The organism is Paenibacillus typhae (assembly GCF_900099765.1).
GTDB classification, from domain to species: domain Bacteria; phylum Bacillota; class Bacilli; order Paenibacillales; family Paenibacillaceae; genus Paenibacillus_AQ; species Paenibacillus_AQ typhae.
Window position 1 is genome coordinate 118440 of the sequence record NZ_FNDX01000010.1, and the last position, 12044, is coordinate 130483.

Genomic DNA, 12044 nt, shown 5'->3' on the forward strand with positions numbered 1-12044 from the left:
AACCCGCTATAACTATGGCTACCCAAAGAACCTGTCTTCCCAAGCTGAATTTCGCGGGAGGGCAGGTTCTTTTATATTCTTAGCTGTCTTCAGTCTGTAGAATATCAAAATTTGTATGGTTGTACTATATCCATCTTCTATAAGCTACATACAATATAGTAATACAAATGAAAAGGATGATAGCCGTGCCTACTTTTGACAACGTGCTCGTTACCGGCAACCAGCTTATACAGCAGGACCTTCATGTGAACGGAAACGAAACAGTGCAGGTGAATTTGAACGTCAATGGCAGTCAAACCATCCAGGGAGATTTGCAGATTAACGGCAATCAATCCATAGTTAATAGTCTTGCAACCGGAGCGGATGTAGACGCCGGCGGCAGTCTCTGGTCCAATTACCGGGTGGGGGTAAGCAATCAGCCCGTACTCCCAGCTGGCGGATTCAGTCTGCAGCAGATCCGATTCTTTGCTACAGGTGCAGCCTCCCAGGCGGGACTGATGCTGAAGGGAACCGACGGGCTGGATTATGTGCTGTTTATTGATGTCAGCAGCGGAACACCAAGCCTGGCGATTCAACCTGCATAAGCATATAATATGTCCCGTTCACAGCCTGGAAGCTGCCATTGGAAAAGCACCCGTATGCTCCAGTGCCTTCTTAACCTCCTCCAGATAACGGAACTGATGCTGCAGGTCAGGCTCTAGAAAAGCGCCTTCAGCCCACTCATTCCAGGCATTGATAAACAGAAATTCGCTTCTGTACAGCTTCATAGCACGTTCAATCTGTTTCGTCAGGTACCAGCCGAATTTACGCGGGGAGGCTCCGATGGCACTCTGTCCCCGGATGCCCAGCCGCGGTGTATTATCCCAGTTGACATATGCGCCAGGGAAAATTGTTTCGCCGTTACGGTGATGGGACCGGTTCAGGATCGACAGCCAGGCCTGGTCGTAATCAAATACGAGATGCTCCCGGCCGCTGATATTCATGTAATGCCACAGACGCTGTGTTTCCCCATGGGCAAAGGTGTAATGAGGCTCGAACTCGACGCTTGCCTGAAATCCGCTCTGGCTGGGAATTTCAAAGCCGCCCAGTGTCCTGACAAAATAAATGCCGTCCAGCCCGTTTCTTACCGCCAGCTTGTTCCACAGCTTCAGCATGTCTTCGCACCGGGGAATTTTCCCCGGTCTGTAAATGATAAATACGGGTTTGTTGTCAACACGGATGTACCGCGTGTCCCGGAACGCATCCAATAGCTCGTAGAAATGGCTTTCCCAGTCCGCCTCATCTCCGTAATCCTGCTCAATCAATACATCCTGTTCACCACCGTCCCATTTGCGTGTCCAGGATTCATTTGCCCAGGATAAGCAGAATGGAAACTGCGGCTCGCCAGAGGCTAATACCTCCTTGAATGGACGTTCAAGCAGTGTCTTCCCCTTGAACCAGTAATGATAGTAACAGAACCCGTATATTCCGTAGGATCTGGCCACCTTGGCCTGCCAATTTCTCACAGTGGCATCGGTCAGATCATAGTAATAATGATCAAGCGGTTCTTTGGGCTGCTGGTGGCCGGCATAGAGCGGAACCGCTTTTCTGGTGTTGGTCCACTCCGTGAATCCCTTGCCCCACCACCGGTCATTCTCGGGAATGCGATGAAATTGGGGCAGTAAATAAGCGATCAGCTTCAAGTGGCATACCTCCTGCTGCAGGTCTTAATGTTGTTGTATCAGCGGTTAAATACGATATGAAGCAGCTTTGTAGTCAATTGAAGAAAAGAGTAATCATAGGTGCTGTTCCATAGTGAGCGGGAGGCCACAGCCCTCTTGGCTTCAGCATGATTACTGTAATAATGCAGCTTTTCCAGCAGCTCTTTGGCTGAATGAAAAGTAACAATATCCTCGCCGGGCTTCATATATTCATATATATTGGGATGTGCCTCGGCCAGCTGGAACGCTCCGCAAGCCGCAATGTCAAACATGCGATTCGGCAGACTGCCCCAATGGATGATTATTTCTGCTCCATTGTAATACGGTAGGAGTTCGGTATCCGGCTGCAGCACCGTCAGCTCAGGATAATGCTCCCAGCCGCTTCCGCAAGCAAACACCTTTCTGAGAGGAAATACATGCTTAATGCTCTCGGCATAGTCCTTACCGGATGTGCTGACATCACCAAGCAGCAAAAGGTCTGACCTGTACGCTTCATCCACTGACCGGGGGGTGAATTGGCTCCGGTTGGAGGCAAAAGGCAGATAAAAGACCGACTTGCAGCCGGATTGTTGATAAAAGGGAATATGAAGGCTGTTCTGTGTAAATACATAATCAAACAGCAGGGCCAGCTCTGCGGTAGCGACGCTGGTGGCCGGGCCATCGGATAGCCAGATGGCTTTTTTGACAGAAGCAGCCCGGATGGCATCAAGGTCACTGCCCGAGAGCGGCTCTTCATTTCCCACAACCAAAAGCAGGTCGGGATTCAGCTGGTGCAGTGCTGAGGAGAAGCTCTGGAACGCCTTGATGGCAACCAGCTCCTTGGCCAGCAGCCTTAGCTGCTCGGCAATCATTTGTTCAATTTGCCACAAGGTATCTCCAGTCATGAAGGAAACCATCAGGATACGAATCTGCTTATGTTCGACGAAGCCTGATATCTGAGGATGATCGCGGCTGGCTTCAATTAACCGGTGGTTCTTCTGGGATATCATTTTTATCGCCTGGACAACTGTTTTTGTGATAAATTTTCTGGTTGTAAGATCCAAGCGCACGGTTTTGGGTGAGTGTTTGATCCGGCGTCTACTTTTCTTGGTCATGAGGCTCTTACAATCCTTTCTGCAGATGCTGTACTGTCTTATGATATGAAAAAACACGAAGATCGTAACTGCTTCAAGATTAAATTTGGATTTTCGGCGGTTTTCTTACATAATATATAGAGAGAAGTGTCAAAAACATATTCAAGAGCCATTATAGTGAGTAATGCGTTCTGTACAGAAGAGGCGATTAGATGATTATCATGAAGACAATGGAAGAAATCGAAAAAATGCGGGCAGCCGGCCAAATTCTGGCTGAATGCCACCGGCAGATTGCCGGAATGATACAGCCCGGTATAACGACCTGGGAAATTGACGAATTTGCCGAAAAGTTCATCCTGTCACAGGGAGCCACTCCGGAGCAAAAAGGCTACCACGGCTATCCTTATGCAACCTGCGCTTCTGTAAACGATGTGATCTGCCACGGCTTCCCCAAGAAGGAGCCGCTGAAGGACGGAGATATTGTTACGATTGATATGGTCGTTAACTTGAACGGCTGGCTGGCGGATTCGGCCTGGTCCTACGGCGTAGGCAACATTAGCGCAGAGGCGCAGAAGCTGCTCGATACTACCAAGGAATCGCTGTTCAAAGGAATTGAGCAGGCGGTGGCCGGCAACCGTGTCGGGGATGTGGCCCACGCCATCCAGACCTATGCCGAGTCGAACGGATTCTCGGTAGTCCGTGATTTCATCGGCCACGGTATCGGCTCAGAAATGCATGAAAAGCCCGATGTGCCTTCCTACGGTCCGGCCGGCAAAGGCCCGCGCTTAAAGGAAGGCATGGTATTTACCATCGAGCCGATGCTGAATACCGGAAGCTACCGGACGAAGGTTGATGCTGACGGGTGGACTGCCCGGACCATTGACGGCGGACTTTCTGCTCAATATGAGCATACCCTGGCCATTACGCCGCAGGGAACAATCATTCTTACCCAGCTGTAATATAGAACGGTTATAACCCGGCCAGTCCGTCATAATGATATGACGCTGGCCGGGTTTGTTTTGCAATATAACAATTTATATGTTCTACCCGATCAATATTTCTTATATTTCCCGCAGAAACGGTTGCCCCTTCCCTGAGGACGGCGCAACCGTTTCTCTTGTTTTCATGACTAAATGTGTCGAAATTCACGGCAATCAGGCGTGAAAATGAATATAATAGGATGAATTTAAGGCAAATGGGAATAGAGGATCACTTTCATGGCAGCAGACAAACAGTGCAAAAATCAGCTGGCAGCGCCCAGCGCAGCCCAGTGTATGGATCATTACGGGTGTATTTATGAGAACAACCATCTGATTACCCTGATGGTGGATCCGGCTGACGGCAGTATCGTGGATGCCAACCGGGCAGCCTGTGCTTTCTACGGCTATCGGCTGCGCGATTTCAGGAAGCTGCTGATCACAGATCTGAGCGCGGAGCAGGAAGCAGGCATCGGTACCGGAAAATTTCTGTCCAGTGCACTGCCCGGAGGGGAATATCACGGGAATCAGGTCTTTCATGACCAACACCGGCTGGCCTCCGGTCAGCACATTGATGTGGAGATTCACACCGGAACGATGCGGATGCTTGGGAGGGACTGTATTTATACAGTTATCCATGATATCAGCGAAAGGGTGCGCTCGGAGAAGCGCCTGCGTGAGAGTGAGGAGCGCTACCGGGATCTGGTTGAGCTGTGCCCGGAGGCGATTCTGGTATACAGCGGCGGCACTATTCTGTTCGCCAACCAGCGGACAGAGAAGATGTTCGGCATACAGAAGGACGAGCTGCTTGGCAGGAGTATTGATGATTTTTTTATCGAGGAGCCTCTGAGCAGTTCGGAATACAATAAGCTGAAGGCGATGACAGGCATCAAGGACAGCTTCCGGATCGAGCAGCGCTTTATTAGGCGGCATGACCATAGGGTGTACGATCTGGATATTTCCGGAGTTCCTGTTAATTACAACGAGACCGCAGCGCTGCAGCTGGTATGCCGTGATATTACGCAGAAGAAAAAGGAGATTGAGCGGGCCGTCCGGCTTCAGGAGCAGCGGCATGCAATAGGGTTTCCCCTCGAAAGAAGGGCTGTCCTGGAGAAGCTGTATGTACCGGCGAATACGCTAAGCGGAGACTTTTTTATTTTTCACAAAATCAGTGATTCTGAGGTGCTTGGTATCATCGGTGATGTAGCAGGCAAGGGGATATCAGCAGCGCTCAGCATTTCCGCCCTGCGTGTAATGTTTATGGACAGCCTTCACAGCGGGCTTGCGCCAGTGGATATTCTGCAGGATTTGAACCGCAAAGCAATGGAGCACATGGGTGAGGATTACATTGCCGGCTGCTGCTTCCATTTTGATTTTGGCAGAGGGATTCTGAAGGCGGCGGGAGCAGGGATCAATGAGTTCATGTACGTGCCATGCGGCGCAGACGGAATAAAAATTACTGTAAAGGGTACCCCTCTGGGGATGTTCGGGAGCAGTGAATTTGAACAGACGGCCATTGCTTTTCAGGTCGGTGACCGCTTTTGCTTCTATAGTGACGGCATGGAGCTGCTGTTTGACGGCGACGAGCTCTGCCGGGAATATGATTATTTGAAGGGTAAGATTACAGGATCGGTGCTGCAGGATGACTGTACATGGCTAAATCTGCATATTATGTAAGCCAAGGAAGTGAAATATGGAAACTGTACAAAAGGAAGTCATGTTCTGCGGTTTGGGGAATCATCAGGTTATCATTGAGGACATTATTCAGGATCTTGAGCTGGAGTCGTATGCGTTTGATATCCGTCTGATTCTGATGGAGGCAGTGACCAACGCCTACTATCATGGCAATCTCAGCGACTGTACGAAACCGATCATCATCCGTTATCTCCTGTGCGGCGGGCTGCTCAACCTGCAGGTTGAGGACTCCGGGGACGGAGTGCGCGATCTGCAGATTCCGCAGGAAATCGGCGACGGGGAGCTGCTGGAGGATGGAGGGAGAGGGCTATATCTGATCCGCTGCTTCTCGGACAGTGTGGAGATGATCCGTAATACGATGTTTATCAGCAAAAACGTATGTGCTCACTAAAAAGGAGAGAATGTAGTGAAATTAAGCATCAAGGTTAAAATGAGCATCCTTTTATTTCTCATCATCAGCATCCCTTTGGGTATATCCGGCGCGGTTTCATACAATCTGGCATCAACCGCGCTGCAGAAGACGATTGAAGAAGAGCTGAAAGGGACAACAAGTTCAGCCGCCAAGGCGGTTGAAACGGAGCTGGCGGCTGCGGGGAACCTGTTGGATGTCGCCAGCCGAAATGACGCTCTGGCGGCATTCGCCGGTGATCCTTCAGGGCAGAATGCCAAGCAGACGGCCTATTCCTATATATCGGGTATTCAGCAGGACAATGCCATGCTGATGGAATCCCTCATTATCGCTGATGTAGACGGCAAGGTGCTGATCACCAGCAGTTCGCAGTCACCGGAGCTGAATGTGAAGGACCGTGCGTATTTCGCTCAGTCACTGGCGGGTGAAAAAGCAATAAGCGAAGTTCTCGTATCCAAAGACAGCAATAAAAATATTGTCGCAGTAGCCCGGCCGCTGCGCCAGAACGGCAACGTTACCGGTGTGCTGATCGGGACAATCCTGTTCGACACGATTGCAGCTCCGGTCGCTGAGACTCGCGTCGGCGAGAGCGGATACGGGTATATGCTGGACCGGACCGGCCTGATCGTCTATCACCCTGACGGAAGCAAGGTGCTGAAGGAGAATCTGGACGGCAACAGTAATGCGGAACTGAACGCACTTGTGCAGCAGATGAAAAACGGGGATACCGCGCATGGTTTCTATACCTATGATGGCGTGTATAAGTATGTTTCCTTCGAGCCGGCAGGGAGCTGGGTCGTAGCGACGACCGCCAATTACAGTGAGTACATGAAGCCGGCAGCTGAAATCCGCACTACGACACTGCTTGTGGTTGTATCATTTATCCTGGTTGCCTTGCTGCTTGGGTACTTTTTCACCACCCGCAATATCATTAATCCGGTCAAGAAACTTCAGGCGGCCATGTCGCTCGCCGGAAACGGGGACCTGACTGTACATACCGCAATACATACACGGGACGAGCTGCAGTCCCTCAGTGAATCATTTAATGCGATGATCGACAAGCAGGAAGCCATTATTGAAAAGGTAAGGCACGGCTCGGCAGTCCTCACCTCCATGTCTGAAGAAATGGCAGCTTCCTCCGAGCAAATCAGCGCCTCGATTCAAGAGATCAGCTCAAGCACCCAGGAGATTGCTGCAGGGGCGGAGAATAACAATCATTCTGTAGTGAATGCCTCCCAGGTGCTGGTTCAGCTCTCCAGTCTGGTGCAGCTTGCCCAGAGCAAGGCTTCAGCCACTTCTCAGAATGCAAATAACACGAATGAGGCAGCACAGGCCGGCAGAACAGGGGTAATGAATACGGTCGTTGCCATGGATTCCATCAGCAGCAGCACCCGGGAAACCGAGGAGCAGCTGCTCACTGTAAGCGGGCTGTCGGATAAGGTAGCTGCTATTATCGGCACGATTAACGCTATTGCCAGGCAGACAAATCTGCTGGCTCTGAATGCGGCGATTGAGGCGGCAAGGGCAGGAGAGCACGGCCGTGGCTTCAGTGTTGTGGCCGGAGAAGTCAGAAAGTTGTCAGATGAAACACACCTGCAGGCGGAAGAAATCAGCAGCCTGGTGTCAGATATGGTAGGGAGAATAGGCCAGGCCGTGGAGGCGATGCGCGGAGCCTCCATTGCTGTGGAGAGCGGTGTACGGATCGTTAAGGAAACGGACCACGCTTTTATTCATATTATTGAGTCGGTTGAGCTGATAACGGCAAGTGTACAGGAAATATTGGAAATTACGAGGGATGAAGTAGCTACTTCTGACCAGATTATCAAGCTGATTGACTCCATGGGGACAATATCGGAAATGTCTGTACAGAATACGGAGAGTGTCTCCAGCGCCACTGAGGAGCAGGCGGCAACGGTTAACAATTTTGTATCTACAGCCGAAGAGATCAGTGCGATGGCGGGCGATCTGGAGCTTCTGGTTGAAAAATTCATAATAAGGGGTGAGTAGCTTGAACGAGATTACGATCGATATGCCGGCGATGTTTTCGGTGGAGGAGGCCAGCGCTTTCCGGGATACAGTCAAAACCTATATAAGCAGCGGCCAGACAAGCTTTGTGCTGGATTTCAAGAATTGCACCTTTATTGACAGTACAGGTCTTGGCGTCATTGTCAGCCTGTACAAAAAATGTGCGGAGAACGGCGGGACGATCCGTCTGCGGTCTCTCCATCCGAATGTATATAAAATTTTTGAGCTGACCCGTCTGACGAATGTATTCGAGATTATCTAGCAGCGGGCTCTGTACCAGATAAAACAGGGGTGCTCCAGCAGACGATATACCGTCTGCTGGAGCGCCCCTGTTTCCCTTTAGCACAGTTAGTCTGTAATATTCCTGGTGTAGTACTCAATAATATCCTTCCGTCGGATAATACCGAGAAAAACGCCTTCACTGTCAACGACCGGTACAAAGTTCTGGTCTGCAGCAAGCGTCAGCATATCCTCCATTTGCGCTTTGATGTAGACACTCTCATTATGCACATGCCGCTGGATGTCGCTGACCTTAACCTCACGGATGTTATCGAAGCTGAGTCCTGGGGTATTTTTCAGCTTCCAGAGCAGGTCTCCTTCAGCTAGTGTTCCAACGTATTTCCCCTCGTGGTCGATGATCGGTATGGCAGAATAATAGTGCTGCTCCAATTGCTCCATTGCTTCAAGCATAGAGATTGAGGAGGTAATGTAAGCGACCTGATCCTTGGGCAGCAGAAAGGCAGAGATTTCCATGGCTAGTCTCCTTTACATTAGAATGAGTGCCAGGCAGTATAATCATTAAACCACACATTCTATTGTAAGCGCATTAATTATTCTGAGTGAGGGCCGGAAAAATATGCAGCCTCCGTCATACAACAAAAAAGGATACGCTACACTAAGGCGACGGTCTTGCCGCTGCCAAGCATGTCATATCCCTGTTATTCTTAATCACGAAGTTTGGCCGGTATAGCCTATTGGGCTGCTGCTTCCGTACTTTCAAGGCTAACCTGCCATTCAATTCCGAATTTATCCTTCAGGCTGCCATAGAGTTTGCTCCAAAAGGTCTGCTGCAAATCCATTGTTACGCTTCCGCCTTCCTGCAGCTGATTGAACCAGGATTTCACATCCTCCTCGTTTCGTGTAACCAGCGCAAGACTGATGTTATTTCCTTGTGTAAAAGGCATTCCCGGGAACACATCGGAGAACATGACGTTGCTGCCGTCCACGTTCAGTCGTGCATGCATAACCAGGGCTTTTGCTTCTTCCGGAAGCGGGTAGTCGGGATTCGGCGGTGCTTCGCCAAAGGTCATAATCTGCGGATCACTGTTACCAAATACTTTAGCGTAGAATTCAACAGCTTCACGGCAGTTTCCATTGAAATTCAGATACACATCAACTGACACTGGCTTCACTCCCTGGTTGATAAATTAAGGCAAGCACTTTATTTCCACATTGTAGCATGGCCTTGCCCAAAGAGAAATATACTTTGCAGCCTGGACCTGGCTTGGCAGGAGCCGGATGTATGCTTAGTATGAATATGAAGGGGGAGTGGTAGACATGATCATTTACGGCTGTGATTTCAGCGGAGCCAAGAACCCGGAAGGCAAAATATTCGTAGCCTCGGGTAGGTTGGACGGTGACAGCTTCACCGTGGAAGAGGTGTCTAGCTGTGAGGACAGACTGGATTTATACTATCTTATCAGGAACAGCAGAGCCCCGTGGGGCGTAGATTTCCCCTTTTCCATTCCGGAGTATTATCTCGGGCAGCAATATGATTCCTCATGGGACAAGTTCATCCAGGGAGCCTATGAGGATAGCAGAGAGCAGTTCAAGCAGCGTTTCGGCCAGATTCACAGCGGCAAAAACAGCCGGGATCTCCGGGTGACAGACATCGCTGTGGATGCCAAAAGCCCGGTATCCTCTACACCGATTGCAATGCATGCCATGCTCTATGGGGCGCGGCGGCTGCTGCACAATCTCCAGGGAGAAGCAGCGGTCTATCCGTTTCAGCCGTACCGTGTAGAGGTTCCGCGGTTGTATGAAATTTATCCCGGCCACGGCTGGAAGGCATTAAAGCTGAAGAGCAGCGCACCGGATGCGCTCCGCGATCTTTCCGCCAGCTTCAAAGCGCAGGTGGACAGCGGATTTGAGGTTACCATCAGCCCGGCAGCTGCTGCAGCGGCAACGGATGCCCGCGGACAAGCCAATCTGCATGCCAGGGACGCCGTGATGGCCTGTATTCAGATGGCTTATTGTCTGCGTAAATACAAGCTGGAGAGCAGCGAAGAAGAGTGCAGGCCGGCATTCGCCTCTGAGGAAGAATGGGAGATGCGCATGCTTGAAGGACTGGTTGTGCGGATGTTTCCCTGAAAGGACTCTGATACAATATACTCTGCATAAGACAGAGATTCTTTGAATCTGCAGCTACAGTAAAGGAGATGCATGAATGCTGGTGATTACTCAGCTCGTTCCCGGAGAGGAATACGTTATCCATACCTTGATCAGGGAGACCTTTGATACTCATATCTCGCAGTACTATTCAGCTGAAGGTATTAACACATTTTATAGAATCACACCCCAGGCCATCCGGGAACGCTTAAACAACGGCAATGATATTTTTATTGCCCGAAACAGCAGTATGCTCACTGGCGTAATCGAAGTGAACAATAACAATCATATTTTCCTGCTGTTCGTCAGTAATGAGGCGAAGGGTACCGGCGTCGGTAAAATACTGCTTGGTTATGTAAAAGACAGGCTCGCCCAGCTGGGAGTACAGAGGCTTACCGTCAATTCATCGCCTAACTCTGTAGGCTTCTATAAGTCTCAAGGCTTCCTACCGCTTGCCGGGGAAGAAGAAGTGCATGGAATCAGGTCAATAAAAATGCAACTTTTGCTCTAGGTCCCGAGGGAAATAAGCAGGAATAATCTGGACGCGTAGCGAATAGATAGCGGGTCAACAAAATTCGACTTTTAGACTACATATTAGAGGGGCATGGTCGTGAAAAAAGGGCAGAAAACACTTTTCTTGATTACAACGTTTATTTTGATTTTTTTGCTGCCGCTGCTTGGCAGTCTGGCCAAGTGGAAGGGCTTGCCTCCCGGTTACGGGGAATTTCCTTCGCAAAAGGTAGAAGCTGATCCCGGGTTCAGTCTGCTGTATTTCACCCTCGCTTGTATCGTAGCCGTTGTCATAACGCTGGTGCTTGTGTTTCCCCGCATGTTCGGCTTCAAAAAAGTCCCGCCGGCACCGCAGCCCCGGGCAGGCAGCACGGCTTATCCCGTATGGTTCTGGTGGAGTTTACCCGTGCTTGGGCTTAGCTGGTTCCTTATGTGGGCACGTCTGGATCTGCTTGAGCCGCTCGAGAATTACACCTTTGTCCCGTTGTGGTGGTCCTTCATTCTGATCCTGGACGGGATCGTATATAAGCGGACGGGCGGTAATTCAATTCTATCCCGCAAGCCTCATCTGATGCAGCTTCTGGCCGTAGTTTCCTGCTTCAGCTGGTTTGCGTTTGAATACCTGAACTTTTTTGTAGTAGAGAACTGGTATTATCCCAATGAGGACGTATTCTCCAACTTCGGCAATGTCTTCTGGTTTTCATTATCTTATACAACCGTGCTACCGGCGATAGTGGAATGGTATCTGCTGCTGTGCACCTTCAAAGGATTCAAGGAGCGTTACAGCAACGGGCCTAAATTTAACGTATCCCGAACTCTTTTGATCCTTTATTTTGTGATCGGGTTATTTCTGGCGTTTGGTATGGGCTATTATCCTTATCTGCTCTTTTGGGTGCTGTGGGTTGCCCTTGTGCCGATGCTTTCGGCTGCAATGGCGCTCTGCGGCTACTGGACGCCGTTCAGCCCGGTTAAGAACGGTGACTGGTCACAAATTATCCTGATTGCGCTTGCCACCTTGTGCAACGGGTTCTTCTGGGAGTTTTGGAATTTCGGCAGTGAATGGTTCCATGATTCCTTGCCAACCAACCCGAATTATTGGAAGTATTCCGTACCGTATCTGGACAAAATTCACATTTTCTCTGAAATGCCGATTCTGGGCTATTACGGATATCTCTTCTTTGGCGTGAACTGCTGGATTGTGTGGCTGATTGCTGCCTACGTATTCAAATTTGATGCTGATTTCGAATTAAAGGGAAAGAATCGCTAA

13 protein-coding genes are annotated in these 12044 nt (G+C 50.0%); 9 read left to right on the forward strand and 4 right to left on the reverse strand.

The window, feature by feature from the left end; translation table 11 throughout:
• The first annotated feature begins 176 nt into the window (after nt 1-176).
• Complete coding sequence (locus BLR64_RS11440; protein ID WP_244157683.1) at nt 177-584, forward strand: hypothetical protein; 408 nt, start codon at nt 177-179, stop codon at nt 582-584.
• Nucleotides 585-602: 18 nt separating this feature from the next.
• On the opposite strand, the gene BLR64_RS11445 is transcribed toward BLR64_RS11440, so the two are convergent.
• Entirely contained in the window at nt 603-1682 is a 1080-nt protein-coding gene (locus BLR64_RS11445; protein ID WP_090714240.1) for a glycosyltransferase WbsX family protein, read from the reverse strand.
• A gap of 38 nt (nt 1683-1720) precedes the next feature.
• On the reverse strand, nt 1721-2689 hold the full coding sequence (locus tag BLR64_RS11450; RefSeq protein ID WP_167360652.1) for a CgeB family protein: 969 nt from the start codon (nt 2687-2689) through the stop codon (nt 1721-1723).
• Between the two features lie 296 nt (nt 2690-2985).
• Here BLR64_RS11450 and map point away from each other — a divergent pair, with 296 nt between their 5' ends.
• The 5 genes from map to BLR64_RS11475 all read left to right on the forward strand — a co-directional run bounded on the left by map (nt 2986) and on the right by BLR64_RS11475 (nt 8141).
• Complete coding sequence (gene map / locus BLR64_RS11455) at nt 2986-3732, forward strand: type I methionyl aminopeptidase (protein ID WP_090714242.1); 747 nt, start codon at nt 2986-2988, stop codon at nt 3730-3732.
• Between the two features lie 258 nt (nt 3733-3990).
• Nucleotides 3991-5427, forward strand: coding sequence for a SpoIIE family protein phosphatase (locus BLR64_RS11460; protein ID WP_090714244.1), 1437 nt, complete (start codon nt 3991-3993; stop codon nt 5425-5427).
• A 16-nt stretch (nt 5428-5443) separates the two neighbouring features.
• Nucleotides 5444-5836 carry an ATP-binding protein gene (locus BLR64_RS11465; RefSeq protein ID WP_090714245.1) on the forward strand — a complete coding sequence of 131 codons (393 nt, stop codon included), beginning with the start codon at nt 5444-5446 and terminating at the stop codon, nt 5834-5836.
• A gap of 15 nt (nt 5837-5851) precedes the next feature.
• The gene (locus BLR64_RS11470; protein ID WP_090714246.1) at nt 5852-7861 is read left to right on the forward strand and encodes a methyl-accepting chemotaxis protein; all 2010 of its coding nucleotides are present in this window, start codon (nt 5852-5854) and stop codon (nt 7859-7861) included.
• The gene (locus tag BLR64_RS11475) at nt 7854-8141 is read left to right on the forward strand and encodes an STAS domain-containing protein (protein WP_244157677.1); all 288 of its coding nucleotides are present in this window, start codon (nt 7854-7856) and stop codon (nt 8139-8141) included. Before BLR64_RS11470 ends, BLR64_RS11475 begins: the two co-directional genes overlap by 8 nt.
• Before the next feature lie 86 nt (nt 8142-8227).
• Here BLR64_RS11475 and BLR64_RS11480 read toward each other — a convergent pair whose 3' ends face one another.
• Both BLR64_RS11480 and BLR64_RS11485 read right to left on the reverse strand, forming a co-directional pair.
• Nucleotides 8228-8632, reverse strand: coding sequence for a CBS domain-containing protein (locus BLR64_RS11480; RefSeq protein WP_090714248.1), 405 nt, complete (start codon nt 8630-8632; stop codon nt 8228-8230).
• Nucleotides 8633-8850: 218 nt separating this feature from the next.
• Nucleotides 8851-9282 carry a VOC family protein gene (locus BLR64_RS11485; RefSeq protein WP_090714250.1) on the reverse strand — a complete coding sequence of 144 codons (432 nt, stop codon included), beginning with the start codon at nt 9280-9282 and terminating at the stop codon, nt 8851-8853.
• Nucleotides 9283-9436: 154 nt separating this feature from the next.
• Between BLR64_RS11485 and BLR64_RS11490 the strand changes: the two genes are divergently transcribed.
• The 3 genes from BLR64_RS11490 (at nt 9437) to BLR64_RS11500 (ending at nt 12044) form a co-directional block, all read left to right on the forward strand.
• The gene (locus tag BLR64_RS11490) at nt 9437-10249 is read left to right on the forward strand and encodes a hypothetical protein (RefSeq protein ID WP_090714252.1); all 813 of its coding nucleotides are present in this window, start codon (nt 9437-9439) and stop codon (nt 10247-10249) included.
• A gap of 76 nt (nt 10250-10325) precedes the next feature.
• Complete coding sequence (locus BLR64_RS11495) at nt 10326-10778, forward strand: GNAT family N-acetyltransferase (RefSeq protein WP_090714253.1); 453 nt, start codon at nt 10326-10328, stop codon at nt 10776-10778.
• 99 nt (nt 10779-10877) lie between these two features.
• Nucleotides 10878-12044, forward strand: a complete 1167-nt coding sequence (locus BLR64_RS11500) for a small-conductance mechanosensitive channel (RefSeq protein ID WP_244157678.1) — start codon at nt 10878-10880, stop codon at nt 12042-12044.

Excerpts from the sequence above, each read along its gene's own strand:
- BLR64_RS11440 (WP_244157683.1), top strand. The coding sequence starts at position 177 with ATGATAGCCGTGCCTACTTTTGACAACGTGCTCGTTACCGGCAACCAG.
- BLR64_RS11450 (WP_167360652.1), bottom strand. The coding sequence starts at position 2,689 with ATGATATCCCAGAAGAACCACCGGTTAATTGAAGCCAGCCGCGATCAT.
- map (WP_090714242.1), top strand. The coding sequence starts at position 2,986 with ATGATTATCATGAAGACAATGGAAGAAATCGAAAAAATGCGGGCAGCC.
- BLR64_RS11460 (WP_090714244.1), top strand. The coding sequence starts at position 3,991 with ATGGCAGCAGACAAACAGTGCAAAAATCAGCTGGCAGCGCCCAGCGCA.
- BLR64_RS11465 (WP_090714245.1), top strand. The coding sequence starts at position 5,444 with ATGGAAACTGTACAAAAGGAAGTCATGTTCTGCGGTTTGGGGAATCAT.
- BLR64_RS11480 (WP_090714248.1), bottom strand. The coding sequence starts at position 8,632 with ATGGAAATCTCTGCCTTTCTGCTGCCCAAGGATCAGGTCGCTTACATT.
- BLR64_RS11490 (WP_090714252.1), top strand. The coding sequence starts at position 9,437 with ATGATCATTTACGGCTGTGATTTCAGCGGAGCCAAGAACCCGGAAGGC.
- BLR64_RS11495 (WP_090714253.1), top strand. The coding sequence starts at position 10,326 with ATGCTGGTGATTACTCAGCTCGTTCCCGGAGAGGAATACGTTATCCAT.